Source organism: Oceanisphaera psychrotolerans (genome assembly GCF_001870485.1).
GTDB lineage: Bacteria > Pseudomonadota > Gammaproteobacteria > Enterobacterales > Aeromonadaceae > Oceanimonas > Oceanimonas psychrotolerans.
In genome coordinates, this window is record NZ_MDKE01000022.1 from 146,644 (window position 1) to 164,811 (window position 18,168).

The 18,168-nt window shown below is 57.1% G+C and carries 14 protein-coding genes and 2 pseudogenes; 15 read left to right on the top strand and 1 reads right to left on the bottom strand.

Annotated features, from left to right (window positions below; genetic code table 11):
* The first annotated feature begins 153 nt into the window (after window positions 1-153).
* The 9 genes and pseudogenes from BFR47_RS09415 to gbdR all read left to right on the top strand — a co-directional run bounded on the left by BFR47_RS09415 (window position 154) and on the right by gbdR (window position 9,670).
* On the top strand, window positions 154-1,014 hold the full coding sequence (locus BFR47_RS09415; protein WP_071472828.1) for a LysR substrate-binding domain-containing protein: 861 nt from the start codon (window positions 154-156) through the stop codon (window positions 1,012-1,014).
* Between the two features lie 158 nt (window positions 1,015-1,172).
* Entirely contained in the window at window positions 1,173-1,976 is an 804-nt protein-coding gene (locus BFR47_RS09420; protein WP_217645507.1) for a class II aldolase/adducin family protein, read from the top strand.
* A gap of 396 nt (window positions 1,977-2,372) precedes the next feature.
* Window positions 2,373-3,371 (top strand): ABC transporter substrate-binding protein, encoded by a 999-nt coding sequence (locus tag BFR47_RS09425; protein ID WP_083399074.1) that lies wholly within the window; start codon window positions 2,373-2,375, stop codon window positions 3,369-3,371.
* A gap of 59 nt (window positions 3,372-3,430) precedes the next feature.
* Window positions 3,431-4,294, top strand: coding sequence for an ABC transporter permease (locus BFR47_RS09430; protein WP_071472830.1), 864 nt, complete (start codon window positions 3,431-3,433; stop codon window positions 4,292-4,294).
* A 21-nt stretch (window positions 4,295-4,315) separates the two neighbouring features.
* A complete protein-coding gene (locus BFR47_RS09435; protein WP_083399075.1) occupies window positions 4,316-5,377 on the top strand; it encodes a quaternary amine ABC transporter ATP-binding protein in 1,062 nt (353 codons plus the stop codon).
* A 46-nt stretch (window positions 5,378-5,423) separates the two neighbouring features.
* Window positions 5,424-6,509, top strand: a complete 1,086-nt coding sequence (locus BFR47_RS09440) for a mandelate racemase/muconate lactonizing enzyme family protein (RefSeq protein ID WP_071472831.1) — start codon at window positions 5,424-5,426, stop codon at window positions 6,507-6,509.
* Window positions 6,510-6,603: 94 nt separating this feature from the next.
* Window positions 6,604-7,533, top strand: coding sequence for a 2-hydroxyacid dehydrogenase (locus BFR47_RS09445; RefSeq protein WP_071472832.1), 930 nt, complete (start codon window positions 6,604-6,606; stop codon window positions 7,531-7,533).
* Window positions 7,534-7,575: 42 nt separating this feature from the next.
* Window positions 7,576-8,468 (top strand): annotated as a pseudogene (locus BFR47_RS09450) (NAD(P)-dependent oxidoreductase).
* Between the two features lie 149 nt (window positions 8,469-8,617).
* Entirely contained in the window at window positions 8,618-9,670 is a 1,053-nt protein-coding gene (gene gbdR / locus BFR47_RS09455; protein ID WP_071472833.1) for a choline metabolism transcriptional regulator GbdR, read from the top strand.
* Window positions 9,671-9,734: 64 nt separating this feature from the next.
* Here gbdR and BFR47_RS09460 read toward each other — a convergent pair whose 3' ends face one another.
* Window positions 9,735-10,016 (bottom strand): hypothetical protein, encoded by a 282-nt coding sequence (locus BFR47_RS09460; protein WP_071472834.1) that lies wholly within the window; start codon window positions 10,014-10,016, stop codon window positions 9,735-9,737.
* Window positions 10,017-10,321: 305 nt separating this feature from the next.
* Between BFR47_RS09460 and BFR47_RS09465 the strand changes: the two genes are divergently transcribed.
* From BFR47_RS09465 to etfB, 6 genes and pseudogenes are all read left to right on the top strand, one after another.
* The gene (locus tag BFR47_RS09465) at window positions 10,322-11,302 is read left to right on the top strand and encodes a dipeptidase (RefSeq protein WP_071472835.1); all 981 of its coding nucleotides are present in this window, start codon (window positions 10,322-10,324) and stop codon (window positions 11,300-11,302) included.
* Window positions 11,303-11,333: 31 nt separating this feature from the next.
* The gene (locus BFR47_RS09470; protein WP_071472836.1) at window positions 11,334-11,864 is read left to right on the top strand and encodes a DUF5943 domain-containing protein; all 531 of its coding nucleotides are present in this window, start codon (window positions 11,334-11,336) and stop codon (window positions 11,862-11,864) included.
* Window positions 11,865-12,010: 146 nt separating this feature from the next.
* Window positions 12,011-14,070: pseudogene (dgcA, locus tag BFR47_RS09475) on the top strand (dimethylglycine demethylation protein DgcA).
* 45 nt (window positions 14,071-14,115) lie between these two features.
* On the top strand, window positions 14,116-16,083 hold the full coding sequence (locus BFR47_RS09480; protein ID WP_071472837.1) for a (Fe-S)-binding protein: 1,968 nt from the start codon (window positions 14,116-14,118) through the stop codon (window positions 16,081-16,083).
* A complete protein-coding gene (gene etfA / locus BFR47_RS09485; RefSeq protein ID WP_071472838.1) occupies window positions 16,076-17,314 on the top strand; it encodes an electron transfer flavoprotein subunit alpha in 1,239 nt (412 codons plus the stop codon). The genes BFR47_RS09480 and etfA overlap by 8 nt, the downstream gene beginning before the upstream one ends.
* Window positions 17,304-18,092 carry an electron transfer flavoprotein subunit beta gene (gene etfB, locus BFR47_RS09490; protein ID WP_071472839.1) on the top strand — a complete coding sequence of 263 codons (789 nt, stop codon included), beginning with the start codon at window positions 17,304-17,306 and terminating at the stop codon, window positions 18,090-18,092. Before etfA ends, etfB begins: the two co-directional genes overlap by 11 nt.
* Window positions 18,093-18,168: the final 76 nt, after the last annotated feature.

Below are 18,168 nucleotides of genomic sequence, written 5' to 3' on the forward strand. Positions count from 1 at the left end.
ATCAATCCTGAACGCCCATGACGTTGTGTAACCAAAGTGATATCTCCTGATTTCATGACACCGTCGTTACCGTTCTTGATGAGTTCACAAGAGGATGTATGCCACACTGGCCGTTATTTGGGGCAGACGAAGCTTGTACCGCAGGAGTGAATAATGAAGCGGCTCGATTTTAATTTATTGGTCACTTTTGTATCGATCGTCGATGCCGGCAGTATTTCCAGAGCGGCGGCATCGCTGCATCGCACGCAGGCCGCGATTAGCATTCAGCTTAAGAAGCTTGAAGAGTCAACAGGAAAGCAACTGTTGAACCGGACTTACAACAGCATCAGTCTGACCCGTGAGGGAGAGATCCTGCTGACCTATGCACGGCGGATTCTTTCACTGGCGGACGAAGCCTACCATGCCATCAGTGAAAACGAGCTCGAGGGAGTGGTCCGCTTTGGCGTGCCGGATGGATATGCCCGCACCTTCATTCAGGATGTGCTCAGGAATTTCATTCAACGTTTTCCAAAAATCCGGCTGCAGATCAAGAATGCGCCGAGTTCCCAGTTGTTTCAAAGCCTGCACAAAGGAGACCTTGATCTGATCCTGGTGACGCGTTCGCAGAAGGAACCGGGCGGGACCATAGTCCGTAAGGAAAAACTGGTCTGGGTTGGGTCCCATGACTATGTGCTTGATAGTGATGCGCCCATCCCGCTGGCTCTTTACGAACAGGGTTGTGATTATCGGCGTCGGGCGATTGAAGTGCTCAACCAACATGGCAAGGAGTGGTATATCTCGTTTGAATGTCAGGGAGTAACTGGCTTTGATATTGCCATCAGCAACGGCCTGGCGGTGTCAGCCATGTCAGCATCTCTGGTGAAGCCCACTGAATGGCGAATACTGGATATGCCTGCATCCTTGCCCGATCTCGGCATGATCGAGATTGAACTGCACCGCAGTGCGGGAGAAAGCAGTGAAGCCATCAACTGCTTCGCCGAGGAACTGGAAGCTCATATCTCCAATATGCTCTGAAACAGAACACCTGGTAGAGTCAATTGAGGTGGTGACAGTGGCCATTGCTTACAACCTGTCGACCAAACAGGCGGTATAAATTATTTTTAAGTAAAAGCCCACAAGTATTAATTTTACGAAGCCAGAGAGGGGCTTTACTCTACCGATACGGAGAATGAATGTGTCCCGGCACATGTCGATACACACAGCTTGAATGGAGCATAGCAATGGCTGAATTTACTGGAGCGGCGTCATCTGCGGCGCGTTATACCAAGGAAGAGTGGCAGGTTAGGGTTGATCTGGCCGCCATGCATCGCCTGGCTCATGATTATGGCTATGACGATATCGTCTGGAACCATATTACGGCGCGCGTACCGGGGGGCGGTCACAACTTCCTGATGAACCATTTTGGGCTGCACAACACCGAAATCACGGCCTCCAACCTGATCAAGATAGACCAGGATGGTAATGTGCTGGACGGTCCGCCCGATGTGAATACCGCAGGCTTTGTGATTCATAAAGGAATTCACAACAGCATTCCCAATGCCAAGTTTGTTTTTCATTCCCATGCTCCGGCGGCGCTGGCGGCCACGGCGATTGAGGAAGTTGTGCACCTGGTGCAGGATTCGTCAATGCTGTATGGCAAAATCAGTTATCACGACTGGGAAGGCCTGTCGGTTGATCTTGACGAGAGCCAGCGCCTGGCCGACAACCTGGGCAATAACAAGTGCATGATCATGCGCAATCACGGTTTCCTGACGGTGGGTGAGACCGCCGGTGAGTGCTTTATCAACATGTACTACCTGGTACGCGCCTGTCAGACCATGCTTCAGGCCTACTCGACCGGCCTGCCGTTGGTGAAAACGTCCCCGGTTCTGTGGGAGAAGGCCTGCAAGCAGTATGAAAGTTTTCCGGCTGGTAAATACGAGTGGCCTGCGATGTTGCGTTTGCTGGATAAAAAAGACCCTTCTTACCGTTACTGAAGTTATTCGCTCAGTGAATGCCGGGACAAAGTCCCGGTGTTTCAGTTTGCTCACACCTTGATGTATTCCTCTTTCCGTCTCCACAGTACTCTTTGTATTGTTTCTTTAAACAAAATAAATTGTCCCACTAGGTTATTCTCTCCCCCAGAGTAGATACACCAGTATTGACCCTGTTTGTTCATGGTTTAAACAAATTCCTGGCGCATTAACGTGTTTTTTCTATTTTTTATCAGTGGGTTACGCTTAATCTTTTGTTTTTCTCTATGGGGGTTTGGGTATAAATAATATTTTAATTATGGCTAACAAACTTTAATTTTTAATATCATAAAAACCGACTTAATATGACTCTAGTGATGCAAGTATTTACATATGGATAACAACCTGGAGAGGTGAGTCATGGAAAAGATAACGAAACTGGGTGCGCTGATTACTCTTGTTTCTGGCATAGGCGCCATGCCGGTACATGCTTCCTGTGAAATGGATGAAGTTATCAAGATCGCCGATATGAGTTGGGCTTCAGCCTCTGCGATTGCCCATATCGAGTCCAGAATACTGGAGCAGGGATTTGGTTGTAAAACCCAGCTGATCCCGGGTGATACGGTCCCGACGGCCACCACAATGGTAAGAAAGGGGCTCCCTCATATTGCGCCAGAAATGTGGAGCAGCAATGTCCGCAAGGTGCTGGAGGAGGGAGAGCAGAGTGGCGCCATTACCATTGCCGGTGATACCTATGTATCGGGTGGGGTAGACGCCTGGTGGGTGCCCAGGTATGTGGTGGATGCGAACCCGGAGCTCAAGTCGGTCAAGGATCTGGCCCGTTACAGCCACCTGTTCAATGACCCGAATGACCCGGACAAGGGACGTTTCTACAACTGCCCTCCTGGCTGGGCCTGCGAAGTCATGAGCAAGAACCTGTTGAAGGGATACGGGCTGGATCAGCATTACAATCTGTTCTCTCCCGGCTCCAGTGCCGCCCTCGATGCCGCTATCAGCTCCAGTTACAAGCGCAAGAAACCCATCCTTTTCTTCTACTGGGGACCAACTGCCCTGCTGGGCAAATATGACATGGTTCAGCTGGAGATGACGCCCCATGACCCAGAGCGGGATGCCTGTAATGCCAAGGCCGAATGCGACAATCCGACGGCGGGTGGCTTCCCTCACGCCGAGGTCAATACCGTCGTTTCCAAAGAGCTCAAGGAAAAAGCTCCTTCTATCTATGATTTTCTTGCCAAGGTGAGTCTGGAAACCGACATGGTCAACAGCCTGCTGGCCTGGGGCGATGAACACAACGCAGAAGCCTCGGAGATTGCCGAGCATTTCCTGGAAAACTATCAGGAAGTCTGGACCCCCTGGGTGTCACCGACAGTTGCTGACAAAGTCATCGCCAGCAACTGACATAAATCATTGGAAGAGAGGGTGCCTCGGCACCCGATAACATGCGAGGTAACGCGAATATGTTTCCGGAATTGATAGATCCCAGGGAGTTTAGAGGCGCCATTGATGACTTTGTCGATAACTTTGTCATTGAGTGGGCCACCTTCCTCGAGCAGTTTTTTAACCCTTTCCTGCAAGTGCTGAATTTTTTTGAGTCCACCTTGCTGAATAGCCCCTGGTGGCTGGTCATCGGCATTATCTCTGCCGTGGCCTATGCCGGCTCGCGCAAACTGTCGTTGGTGCTCTGGCTGGCCGGTGCCATGATGCTGATGGGATTTCTCGGTTTGTGGGAAGACGGCATGCGCACCCTGGCGCTGATGCTGGTATGTACCCTCATCTCGATCCTGGTTGGTATTCCGCTCGGTATTTTCATGTCTTGGTCGAACAAGTTCCGCGCGTTCATGTTGCCGGTGCTCGACATCATGCAGACCATGCCCAGTTTCGTCTATCTGATCCCGGCTATCATGCTGTTTGGTCCAGGCAAGATTCCAGCAGTGCTGGCTACCGTTATCTATGCGGTTCCGCCGCTGATCCGACTGACCGATCTGGGGGTTCGGATGGTTGATAGCGAGATCATCGAAGCCACTGAATCTTTCGGTGCCAACAAGATGCAGAAACTGTTCTGGGTGCAGATCCCCCTGGCCCTGCCCAATATCATGGCCGGCATCAACCAGGCCACCATGATGGCACTGGCGATGGTTGTGGTGGCGTCGATGATCGGTGCACAGGGTCTGGGTTACCAGGTATTGCAAGGCATCACCCGGCTTGAGGTTGGACGCGGACTGTTGGCTGGTATTGCCATCGTCATTCTGGCTGTGGTGTTCGATCGCATCACTCAGGCCTATGGCAAGCGGGCCCAGGCCCATCTGCATAGCAATAGTTAACTATCTGACGGGAAAGTAATTATGAGCAGCAACTACCAAATAGAAATCAAGAATATCTATAAGGTGTTTGGAACCAACCCGGCGGATGTGATGAACAGGATCAAGGCCGGGGCCAGCAAGAAGGAAGTACTGGAACAGACATCGCATGTAGTGGGACTGAATGATGTTTCGCTGTCAATTGAAGCTGGTCATATCTATGTGATTATGGGGCTGTCCGGCTCCGGCAAGTCGACCCTGATTCGGCATTTTAACCGCCTGATCGACCCGACCAGCGGACAGGTGATTGTCGACGGCAAAAACGTGCTTGAGTTCGGCAAGAAGGAACTCGAGGACTTTCGGCGCAACAAGATCAGCATGGTGTTCCAGCGCTTCGGGTTGTTACCCCACGAGACGGTGCTCAGTAATGCCGCATTCGGCCTGAGGGTTCAGGGAGTGGCAAAAGCCGAACGTGAAAAAAAGGCCCGTTACTGGCTCGAACAGGTTGGGCTTGCCGGGGTCGAGTCTCATTATCCATCTCAGCTTTCCGGTGGCATGCAGCAGCGGGTCGGCCTGGCCCGGGCGCTGGTCAATGATCCGGATATCCTGCTGATGGATGAGGCGTTCAGCGCACTGGATCCGCTTATCAAGAGTGAAATGCAGGACCAGTTGCTGGTGCTGCAGAAGCAACTGAACAAGACCATTGTCTTCATTACCCATGACCTGGACGAGGCGCTCAAGATCGGTGATCGCATCGCCATTCTCAAGGATGGCGAGCTGATCCAGGAGGGAACACCGTCAGATATTCTGATGAGGCCTGCCAATGGCTATGTTGAGGAGTTTATCGGTGGCGTCAATCGCTCCAAGGCCATTCGCGTTGGGCACCTGATGCGTTCAGCAGCGGTGACCATGGCCAGCGGAGCCGAATCATTCGGACAGGGACGATTTGATGCCACTCATGCGGTGCGGATAGAACAGACCCTGGAAGAAATACTGCCGCAGCTGATAAGCAATACATCGTCGATTCCGGTGATGGATGAATCAAATGCCCTGGTGGGTTATCTCGACAAGGCCGATGTGGTGGCGGCGCTCAACCGCGGACGGTGAGAGTGTCGTTATTACGTAATTATTTCTGATTGATGGCAGGTGCTTAGTGAAAATTGTAAACATCAGGACCCTGAAGGTCGAGATCCCGCTGGAGAAGCCGATGATAACGGCGATCCATCGCACCGATACGGTTGGTTGTGTGCTGGTTTCGATAGAAACCGAGTGTGGCCTGGTGGGCGAGAACTATATTTTTGCACTGAACAAGGCGCGGCTGGGGGTATTCGAGGGCATGATCAAGAGCCTGATCCCGCATGTGCTTGGTCAGAACCCGCTCTATGCCGAGCGGATCTGGGAAAACATGTGGGCGGATATCAATCCTGTTGGTCAGCAGGGTATTGCTGTGTCGGCCATCTCGGCGATAGATACCGCCTTGTGGGATCTGGTCGGGAAAAAAGCACAACTCCCGCTTTATCAGCTGTTCGGTGGCTGCCGTGACAGTGTCAAGGCCTATGCCAGCAGCGGTCTCTGGCTCTCGTCGAGTATCGATGAGCTGGTCGACGAAGCCCAGGACTTTGTGCGCCAGGGGTTCCGCTCGGTCAAGCTGCGCCTGGGCAAGGAAAATCCGGCAGAAGATGTGGCCCGGGTCGCGGCTCTGAGAGAAGCGCTGGGCGATGATATCGAGATCCTGACCGATGCCAACCAGGCTTTGACACCAAGGCAGGCGATACGTCTCGCAGGGCAAATCGAGAAGTACAATATCGGTTGGTTTGAAGAGCCGGTATCGGCCAACGATCTGGAGGGCCACGCCCGTATTCTGGAAGCGAGCAATATTCCGGTGGCAAGCGGAGAAACCGACTACACCCGGTACGGCATGAAAAACATTTTGGATGCCCGGGCGGTCGATATTCTGATGCCGGATCTGCAACGCATCGGTGGGCTAAGCGAGTTCAGAAAGTCGGCGGCACTGGCTTCCAGCTATCACATACCGGTGTCTACCCATATCTTTACCGAGCAAAGTCTCAGCATTGCAGGTTCTGCCGCCAACTGTATCTCGGTCGAGCATGTTTCCTGGTTCTCGCCGCTTTACAAGGAAAAAATGGTGCTGGTTGATGGGAAGATCCCGATGCCCCAGGCGCCGGGACTCGGTTTCACCTTTGATTATGACTTTATCGAGCAACATCTGATGCGCTGAGTTGGCCTGTACTGTGGGGCCAACAAGACATGACGGCCAGGCAGGGTGGATGACTTCGATCGGCAACAGGCTGTAAACGTTTAGGGATACAAGCATGGCATTACTCATCAGCTATGAAGGCGCAAACGCCGACGTCTGGCGTCAGGAATTTGGCAAGCACTTGCCAGACATGGATATTCGAATATTTCCCGAGGTCGGTGAGCCAGAGGAGATTGAGTTTGCCGCCCTATGGATGCATCCCATCGGTGACTTGCAGCGGTATTCCAATCTCAAGGCGATCCTGTCGTTCGGTGCCGGTGTCGAACATATTACCCGCGATCCCGAATTTCCCCGGCATGTTCCCATCGTGCGCTTGGTCGATGAGCTGGTGGTACAGGATATGGCGCAGCATGTGGTTCATTGGGTGCTGCATTTTCATCGGGATTATTACCGCTATCTGGAAGGGCAAAAAGCGGCCAGCTGGCAGAAATATCCTTTGCGTGAGCCCGGGCAAAGACGTGTCGGTTTCCTGGGAATGGGCGCCATGGGGGCAGTCGCTGCCAAAATGGTGCGGGATCTGGGGTTCAGTGTCACAGGCTGGGGGCGGGATCCGGTCAGCCTTGAAGGGATCAGGTTCTTTAACGGTGATGAAGAGTTGCAATCCTTCCTGGAAAATACCGATATTCTGGTCAATGTACTGCCACTGACACCGGCGACGGAAAACCTGCTTGATGAGCAACATCTGGCCATGTTGCCGGCGGGCGCCTGTGTTATCAATATCAGCCGGGGCGCCATCATCGTTGATGAGGATCTGCTGGCTGCCCTGGATAGTGGACACCTGTCGGCCGCGGCGCTGGATACCTTTCGCACCGAGCCGCTGCCGGCCGACCACCCATTCTGGTCTCATCCAAGGGTGTTTGTCACCCCGCATGTGGCGGGAATCAATTATCCGCATTCCGCTGCCAGACTGATGTCTGACAATATCAAAAAGGTGATGGCGGGAGAGGCTCCCTCTCCTGTTTTCGACCCGGTTCGCGGTTATTGAGCACTCTACAATCCAACGGTATTCTGTTTAAAGGAGTAAATGATGAAAATTGGATTTATTGGTTTGGGCAACATGGGCTCGGGCATGGCGGACAATATTCTGCATTATTGCCAGCGGTCGGAAAACAGCCTGAAAGTTTTTGATATTAATGCCACCGTTGTCGAAAAGTTTGTTGCCAAGGGTGCGGAGAAAGCAGCAACAATAAAGGACATTGCCCAAAGCTGCGATGTGATATTTACCTCACTGCCAAGCTCAAAACAGGTTATTCAGGTGGCGTTTGGAGAAGAAGGCATTCTGGCCAACGTTCAGGAAGGCACTGTCTGGTTTGAAACCAGTACCAACGAGCTGGCTGAGTGGGAAAAGGTGCGTGAGGCGGCACCAGCATACCTGACACTGGTTGATGCTCCTATAACTGGCGGTTCCGAAGGCGCAGCTGCCGGCACATTGACCATGTTGCTGGGCATTGAGGAAGGCATACTGGAAGACTTCAAGCCTCTGTTGGCTTCCTTTACCAAAAAGGCGGTGCGTATGGGGCCGTCAGGTGCTGGTTATGTCACCAAGCTGGTTCAGCTTCATCTGAATTATCTGGTGGCCCAGGGGATAGGTGAAGCCCTGATGCTGGGTGCAAAGGCGGATCTGGACTTGAAAACGCTGCACGAAGTGTTGCAGAACAGTTGTGCCCAGAGTTATGTGGTTGACAGGTATATACCAAGGTGCTTGATGGCAGCTATGACCCCTCTTTCGCATTGGGCCTGGCAACCAAGGATATGCGATTGATCGCCGGGCTGGGTGAGCATTTGAATGTGGATTTGCCTCTGGCCAACAAGGTTTATGAAACCTATCAAGTGGCAACCGAAAGTTATGGTCCTGATGTGCCACACCTTTCCATCGTTAAATTGATTGAAGAAAGTTCCAATAAAAAATTGAGAGGGTAAGTTAGGTCATTGTTGTTTGACCGTGAAGGTACCTGGCTGATTCAGCCGGTTGTCACGGTCTTTTTTATTTTCAAGACAGGACTTTTTTGCAAGTTCGACCGACTTGCTCTGCCGTTTTATATCGATGACGATAGCTTCAGGAGGCAATGATGAACCAGACTCACCGTATTGGTTTTTTACTGGTGGACAACTTCACCATGATTTCCCTGGCGTCGGCCATCGAACCCCTGCGCATGGCCAACCAGCTCTCGGGCCAGTCTCTCTACGAATGGGTGATGCTCACCGAAACCGGCTCGCCGGTGCGGGCCAGCGATCACCTGTTGGTGACGCCGGATCACAGCATTCAGGACTGCGGCCACCTCGACATAATGATCCTTTGTGGCGGTGTCGATGTGGCCAGGACCCGTAGTCGCGAGCTGAATAAATGGCTGAGAAAACTGGCCAGGCATCGGGTCGAGCTGGGTGCCGTTTGTACCGGGAGCTACCTGCTGGCCGACGCCGGCGTGCTTGATGGTTATCGCTGTACCCTGCACTGGGAATATATGGCGGCCTTCAGCGAGGCTTTTCCGCATCTCGAAACCAGCAGCGCACTCTATTGCATCGACCGGGACCGGCTGACCAGCAGTGGCGGTACCGTGCCCATGGACATGATGTTACACCTGATCGAAAAGGAACATTCCAGTACACTGAGTACCGCCATCTGCGACATGTTTCTGTGTGAACGTATTCGCGAGGAGCGGGAAGAACAGCGGGTGCCGCTGCGTCATATGGTGGGGACTACCCAGCCCAGGCTGGCCGAGGTGGTGGCGCTGATGGAAGCCAATCTGGAAGATCCAATCTCTCTGGATGAGCTGGCCTGTTATGTGGGGCTGTCACGGCGTCAGGTCGAACGCCTGTTCCAGCAATATGTCAAATGCTCTCCCTCCCGTTATTACCTCAATCTGCGGTTGAAGCGGGCCCGGCAGCTGCTACGCCAGACTTCTTATTCCATCATCGATGTTGCCGCCGCTTGCGGTTTTGTTTCCAATTCTCATTTCAGCAAGAGTTATCGGGAATATTTTGGCGTGCCGGCTCGGGACGATCGTATCGGCTGTCTTGTTTCCCAGGCGGCGGATAATGTGCCGGTCATGCCCGGCCTGACCTTGAACATTCAGCTGGAATCGGCTCGAAAGGAGCCTACATTCGGCTCGGTTGGTCTGTAATCTCCTGTCTTCGAAAACAACAAGCCCCGCGATGCGGGGCTTGTTGTTTTCCGGCTTGCCGGACTTATTTGTGTTTGGCCAGGAAGCGCTCCGCCACTTTGCGGTGGGCGTCGGACATCTTCGACTTGCGCTCTTCCAGTCGCTTCAGAAGCTCCTTGCGTTCCTTCTTGTCGGATGCGCGCTCATAGCCATGCTCCAGGTGCTTCCTGAACTGCTCAGGCGACATGTCTTCCATCTTCTGACGCTGTTCGTGCTTATGTTCCTGTTTCTTGTCGTGTTCCGCCGCCTGCAACGGTGCCGCCAGTACCAGGGCACTCCACAACATGATCTTGATATTTGTTTTCATTTTTTTCCTTGGGATGGGCTGAATCTACGGGGCCATTATCCGGGGCCTTTGTGGCCAGGTTATGTCGGGCCGGCGCGCTTTGGCAACAAGGGGTAACAGTTTGTGACAAGGTGTGACAGCCCCCTGCTGCGGGCGGCCGCGGCAGGGCCGACGTGGCCCTTTTCGGCGGCCGGTGGCAACAGTGACGTTTTTGGCTATGTGGTCGTCGTTTTCAGCCAGCGGGCGGGCATGGCCGCGGGCTAGACTGCCCTTGAATCCGGTGGTCTCGATGCCACCTGCCACATTTATTCAAGGAAGGCCTGGCCATGCAAAGTGCTGCTGAACTACATAATCAATCGGTCGTTATCGACGGTCTGATCATCGCCAACTGGGGAAAGGAGCTGTTTGAAGACATGCGCCGGGGCGGACTCACCGCCGCCAACTGTACCGTGTCGGTATGGGAAGGCTTTCAGGGCACCGTCAACAACATCGCCGCCTTCAACCGTCATTTCCAGGAGCACGCCGACCTGATCCGGCCGGTACGCACCACCGCCGACATTCTCAAAGCCAAGGAAGAAGGTCGTACCGGCGTGATCCTCGGTTTCCAGAATGCCCATGCCTTCGAAGATCAGCTGGGTTATGTGGAAATCTTCAAGCAACTGGGGGTGGGCATAGTGCAGATGGCCTACAACACCCAGAACCTGGTGGGCACCGGCTGTTACGAGCGTGACGGCGGCCTGTCCGGCTTTGGCCGTGAAGTGGTGGCCGAAATGAACCGGGTCGGTATCATGTGCGACCTGTCCCACGTCGGCGCCCAGACCTCGAAGGAAGTGATCCTCGAGTCCAAGAAGCCGGTGTGCTACTCCCACTGCCTGCCGGCCGGGCTGAAGGATCACCCGCGCAACAAGTCCGACGAAGAGCTGCGCTTCATCGCCGATCACGGCGGTTTCGTCGGCGTGACCATGTTCGCGCCCTTCCTGAAAAACGGCATCAATTCCACCATTGACGATTATGTCGAGGCCATCGCCTACGTGATGGAGCTGGTCGGTGAAGACGCCATCGGCATCGGTACCGACTTTACCCAGGGTCATGACCAGAACTTCTTCGAGTGGCTGACCCACGACAAGGGCTATGCCCGTCGCCTGACCCGTTTCGGCGAAATCATCAACCCCGAGGGTATCCGTACCATCGGTGACTTCCCCAACCTGACCGAAGCGCTGCTGCGCCATGGTTTCTCACCGCGTCAGGTGGAAAAAGTAATGGGCGGCAACTGGATGCGTGTGCTCAAGGATGTCTGGGGCGAATAAGCCATTACAAGGAAGAACAAGGAGAATCACAATGTCAGTACATGCACCCGAAATGCCGATCGAAGTGAACAGTGAAACCGGCGTCTGGACCACAGACGCGCTGCCCATGCTGTATGTGCCGCGCCACTTTTTCGTCAACAACCACATGGCGATCGAAGAGGAACTGGGCCCGGAGCGTTATGCCGAAATCCTGTACAAGGCCGGCTACAAGTCTGCCTGGCACTGGTGCGAGAAAGAAGCCGAGTGTCACGGTATCAGCGGTGATGCGGTATTCGAACACTACATGAAGCGTTTGTCTCAGCGTGGCTGGGGCCTGTTCACCATCGAAAACCTGGATATCGCCGCCGGTACCGCCAAGGTGCGTCTGGATCATTCCGCCTTCGTCTATCAGTACGGCAAGGTGGATCGCATGGTGGATTACATGTTCACCGGCTGGTTTGCCGGCGCGGTAGACCAGATTGCCGAAAGCCAGGGATTGGCGGTGCGCACCGTTGCCCGTCAGACCCAGAGCGGCGCCCAGACAGGCTGTGATTACGGCCTGTTCGAGGTCAGCCCGCTGTAAGGCGCACCGCCGCAGGTGCAAGGTGCAGGAGAGCGTCGGCATGCCGACCCTCCTGCACCGGGGTAAAGACTCAAGGTGGCAGCACCTTAATCAGAAATCGGCGGGCCGGTTACCGGCCGCCAGGCAAGCTAGCAGAGGGATCCAGGATGGGACAGTTCGACGCCTTGTTTCAACCCATGAATATCAACAAACTCACCATCGTAACCGGGTGGTGAGCACGGCCCATGCCGAGGTGTATGCCACCGACGGCGGCATGACCACAGAACGTTACGTCAAGTATTACGAAGAAAAGGCCAAAGGCGGTCTCGGCCTGGCCATCTGCGGTGGTTCCAGCGTGGTGTCCATCGACAGTCCCCAGCAGTGGTGGAGCTCGGTCAACCTGAGCACCGACCGCATCATTCCCCATTTCCAGAATCTGGCCGATGCCATGCACAAGCACGGCGCCAAGATCATGATTCAGATCACCCACATGGGGCGCCGCTCCCGCTGGGACGGTTTCAACTGGAGCACCCTGGTCAGCCCGAGCGGCATCCGCGAGCCGGTGCACCGTGCCACCTGCAAGGTGATCGAGCCGGAAGAAATCCAGCGCATCATCGGCGACTATGCCCAGGCGGCCCGTCGCGCCAAGGAAGGCGGACTGGACGGTGTTGAACTGTCTGCCGTGCACCAGCACCTTATCGATCAGTTCTGGAGCCCGCGGGTCAACAAGCGTACCGACGAGTGGGGCGGCAGCTTCGAAAATCGCATGCGCTTCGGCCTGGAAGTGCTCAAGGCGGTGCGTGCCGAAGTCGGCCCCGACTTCGTGGTGGGCATGCGTATCTGTGGTGACGAATTCCACCCGGACGGCCTCAGCCACGACGACATGAAGCAGATCGCCAAGTATTACGACGACACCGGCATGGTGGACTTCTTCGGTGTCATCGGCTCCGGCTGCGACACCCACAACACCCTGGCCAACGTCATCCCCAACATGAGCTATCCGCCCGAGCCCTTCCTGCACCTGGCGGCGGGCATCAAGGAAGTGGTGACGGTGCCGGTGATCCATGCCCAGAACATCAAGGATCCCAACCAGGCCCAGCGCATCCTCGAGGGCGGCTATGTCGACTTCGTGGGCATGACCCGGGCGCACATGGCCGACCCGCACCTGATTGCCAAGATCAAGCTGGGCCAGGTGGATCAAATCAAGCAGTGCGTGGGTGCCAACTACTGTATCGACCGTCAGTACCAGGGCCTGGATGTGCTCTGCATCCAGAACGCGGCCACCTCCCGCGAGTCCACCATGCCTCATATTATCGAGCCCACCACCGGCATCAAACGCAAGGTGGTGGTGGTGGGTGGCGGCCCCGCCGGCATGGAAGCGGCCCGGGTCTGTGCCGAGCGCGGCCATGACGTGGTGCTGTTCGAGAAGGCCCCCGAGCTGGGTGGCCAGATCACCCTGGCGGCGAAAGCGCCCCAGCGCGATCAGATTGCCGGTATCACCCGCTGGTACGCCCTGGAGCTGGCGCGCCTCAAGGTGGATCTGCGCCTGAGCACCGCCGCCGACATGCCGGCGATGATGGCGGAGAATCCGGACGTGGTGATCCTGGCCGTCGGCGGTCAGCCCTTCATCGAGCAGAACCCGGAATGGGGTGCAGCAGAGGGGCTGGTGAACAGCAGCTGGGATATCCTGTCGGGCAAGGTCGAGCCGGGCAAGAACGTGCTGGTGTACGACACCATCTGTGAATTCAGCGGCATGTCGGTGGCCGATTACCTGGCGTCCAAGGGCAGCCTGGTGGAGATGGTTACCGACGACATCAAACCGGGGGCGGCCATCGGCGGTACCACTTTCCCCACTTATTACCGTTCGCTGTACGAGCGTGAAGTGATCATGACGTCCGACATGGCGCTGCACAACGTGTACCGGGAAGGGGACAAGCTGGTGGCGGTACTGGAAAACGAGTACACCGGCCAGAAGGAAGAGCGGGTAGTGGACCAGATCGTGGTGGAGAACGGTGTTCGCCCCGACGAGCGGCTCTACTACGAGCTGAAGGCCGATTCCGTCAACAAGGGCCAGATCGATCTGGAAGCCCTGTATGCGGCCAAGCCTCAGCCGAGCCTGTCTCACGATGGCCAGGGATACCTGCTGTTCCGTATCGGTGACTGCGTGTCTCAGCGCAACACCCATGCCGCCATCTATGACGCCCTGCGCCTGTGCAAGGACTTCTGATCTGAAGGCGCCGGAGCCTGCTCCGGCGCCATGAGGTAAGCCCCTATGTTTGAGCCTGTGATCCCCTATCTGTTATTGCTCGCCTTCGCTCTGGCCGTGGCCGGGGCACTGCGGCGGGTCCGCCTGTGGCGTCAGGGACAGTCAAGCCCGGTTTCGTTCTGGCAGGGACTGGCCGCCATGCCGAGGCGTTATCTGGTTGACCTGCACCATGTGGTCGCCCGCGACAAATACATGTCCAACACCCACGTGGCGACCGGCGGCGGCTTTGTGCTGGCGCTGGTGCTGGTGGTGCTGGTACATGGTTTTGGTCTGAAGACCGCCTGGCTGACCTGGCCGTTGCTGGGTGCCTCGCTGCTGATGGCCACCGGCGCGACTTTTGTGTGGCTGCGTCGCCGCAAACCGGCCAGTGAGCTACCCCATTCCCGCCTGTCACGCGGACCCTGGCAGCGCCTGCCCAAGAGCCTGATGGCCTTTTCCATTGGTTTCTTCCTGGCCACTTTGCCGGCCACGGGCATCCTGCCCGCAGGCACCGGCAGCGGGTTGCTGGCCCTGTTGCTGCTCGGCGTCTGTGTCTGGGGCCTGGGCGAGATGGTGTTCGGCATGACCTGGGGCGGCCCCATGAAGCACGCCTTCGCCGGCGCCCTGCATCTGGCCTTTCATCGTCGTCCGGCCCGTTTCGACGGTGGTCGTGACACCGGCCTCAAGGCGCTGGATCTGAACGCCGACAAGCTGGGCGTGGAGAAGGTGACCGATTTTAAATGGAACCAGCTGCTGGGTTTCGATGCCTGTGTGCAGTGCGGTCGTTGCGAAAGCAAGTGTCCGGCCTTTGCCGCCGGCCAGCCGCTCAACCCAAAGAAGCTGATCCAGGACATGGTTATCTCCATGGCCGCCCAGGAGGAAGTAACCTATCGCGGCAGCGCCCATCCGGGCCAGGAGCAGGCCGCCCGCACCGGCTGCCCCGACAAGCCGTTGGTGGAAAGCATCCTCGACAGCCAGACCCTGTGGTCCTGTACCACCTGCCGGGCCTGTGTGGAAGAGTGCCCGATGATGATCGAGCACGTGGATGCGGTGGTGGACATGCGCCGTTACCTGACCCTGGAGCGCGGTGAAACCCCGGGCAAGGGCCAGGAAGTGCTGGAAAACCTGATTGCCACCGACAACCCGGGCGGTCTGTCGCCGGCCAGCCGCAGCCACTGGGCGTCGGATCTGGCGATTCCTCTGCTCAAGCAGACCCAGGAAACCGATATTCTGTTCTGGGTCGGTGACGGTGCCTTCGACATGCGCAACCAGCGTACCCTGCGTGCCCTGGTGAAGCTGCTCAAGGCCGCCGATGTGAACTTTGCCTTCCTCGGTGACGAGGAGCTGGACTCGGGTGATCTGGCCCGCCGGCTGGGTGATGAAGCCACCTTCCAGCGCCTGGCGAAAACTAATATCAAGACACTGGGCAAGTACCGGTTCAACCGCATCGTTACCGCCGATCCCCATGCTTTGCAGTGCCTGGGCACCGAATATGCGGAACTGGGCGGAGACTACCAAGTCGTGCACCACACCGAGCTGCTGGCCGAACTGCATCAGCAGGGGCAGTTGGCGTTCAGTGCCAACGGCAATGCGCGCATGACCTACCACGATCCCTGTTATCTGGGCCGGTACAACGGCGTTTATGACGCGCCCCGTTACCTGATCGATCAGCTCGGATACGAGCGCACCGAGATGGAACGCAGCGGTTTCCGTTCCCGCTGTTGCGGTGGCGGCGGCGGTGCCCCGATCACCGATATTCCGGGCGAGCGCCGTATTGCCGACATGCGCATGGACGACGCCAGGGCGGTGAACGCCGAGTTGATGGCGGTGGCCTGCCCGCAATGCACCCATATGATGGAAGGGGTGGTGGAGCCGCGGCCCGAGGTGAAGGATATTGCCGAGCTGCTGCTGGAGGCACTGATCGTGCCGGACGTGCAGCAAACAGTGCAGCAAGCGGTGCAGCAACAGCCAGAGGAGGAAGCTGCTCATGTCTGATCTGAATCGTCGTGATCCACGCCTGGAGTGGATACTGCGCAACCGGCTTCATCCTCGTCACGGCGAGCTGAATGGCCAGCCGAGCCGAGGTCCGACCGGACTGCTGCGCAAGAACCCCCGGCCCCAGTGGCAATACGGCCCCAGCGGCCTGCGCCGGCTGGACCGCCTGAACATGGGCGGCGTTGCCGGGGTAACCCAGCTGTCGTCCAAGAAACGCAACGAACAGCTGGTATTGCCGCTGCATCAGGTGGTGGAGCCTCAGGCGTATATTGCGGTCTGGCTGCAGACCAGCGGTGGCCGACTGACCAGTCACTGCAAGGATGTGCTGGGCCAGGCCCAGCAGCTGGCCGTGGCCCGTACGGAGCCGACCGCGGTACTGGGTGTGCTCTGTGGCGAACTGAAGGAAAGCGTGGAAGGTGCCGGTGTCGATCGGCTGCTGCAGGTGCAGGGGCCGGAATATGAAGGCTATCAACCCGAGGCCTGGAGCCAGTTGTGTGCCCAGGTGGAAAACCGCCTGCAGCCGCTGTATTGGCTGCTGCCCGACAGCGGCGAGTCCGCCGAGCTGGGTCGTCGCCTGGGGGTGACCCTGGGCGAGCGTCCGGCCACCGGCGTATGGAAGCTGGAAAGCGACCGGCTGCTGGCCAGAAACGGGGCCGGCAATCAGGATATCAGCCGGCCCTGGTCCCGCATCATGCTGTTGCTGGAAGAGTGTGCCCTGCCATGCGGCGAGTACCGCTACGAAGCCAGCCCGCTCGAACTGGAACAGAAGCTGGAACTGTCGGCGCCCATCCGTTCCCGACTCGAGGATCTGGGTCAGATAGCGGTGGATCCCGCCGAAATTCCGCTGGCCGAAGCCGAGTTCATTCTGTCGGCCGGCAACGGGGTGCACGACTGGGATCAGTTCCATCAGGCGGCGGCCCTGCTCGGAGCTTCGGAAGGGGCCAGCCGGGTGGCGGTGGACGACGGCTTCATGCCCCGCAGCCGTCAGGTGGGGGCGACCGGTACCTGGGTCAGCGCCCGGGTCTATATCGCGGTCGGTATTTCCGGCGCCGTGCAGCATCTGCAGGGCATCGGCAAGTGTGAAAAGGTGGTCGCCATCAACCAGGATGCCGACTGTGACATGGTCAAGCGGGCCAGCCTGACCACCATCGGCGACAGCAGCGTCATTCTTGCCGAGCTGATGAAACTGGTCGAGGCCAAATCCCCCCAGGAGGTGAGTGATGCAGCCTGAAACCCTGAATATTGCCGTGCTGGTTTCCCAGGGGCAGCATCCGGTATCCGGGCGCGCGCGTCGCGCCCATCAGGACGCCTGCGCCCTGGAACTGGCACTTTCTCTGCCCCAGTCTTTGAACGGCAAGGTGAGCGCCATTCACGCCGGTGATCCGGACCAGGATGCCCTGCGGGACTATCTGGGCATGGGTATCGACGGCCTGACGGTGCTGAACCAGACGGCGGAAGACGATGCCCTGACGGTGCTTTACCCCTACCTGAGCGAGCAGCAGCCGGATATTTTGCTGACCGGGGTGCGGGCCGAGTATGGCGAAGGTTCCGGCCTGTTGCCCTACCTGCTGGCGGAGCGCATGGGCTGGCCCCTGGTCACCGGCATCGCCGCCATCGAGAGTATCGAGAACGACGAAGCCAGCCTGCTGCAGGCGCTGCCCAGAGGCCAGCGCCGGCGCATCAAGGTCAGGCTGCCTTTCGTCGCCAGTGTGGAGAGTGCCGCCGCCGAACCCCGGCAAATCGCCTTTGCCAAGGCCAGACGCGGCAACATTGCACGGCTGACCCCGGCCACCGAGGTCGATCAGGCTCGTACCGAATGGACCCTGTCGCCGGCCAAACCCAGGCCCAAGCGACTCAAGGTGTCGACTGCCAAGACCGCCGCCGACCGCTTCAAGCAGGCCACCGCCAAGGCCCAGGGCGGCAAGGGCCAGATCATCCGCGATGATCCCCAGGCCGCCGCCAAGGCCATCTACGACCTGCTGGTCGAAGAGGGCGTATTGCGCAAGTAAAATGAATAAGGTTTTGTCTTGGGGAAGACAATGCAAAACGCCGGCGAATGCGGCGTTTTTTATTGTCAGGTTGCCG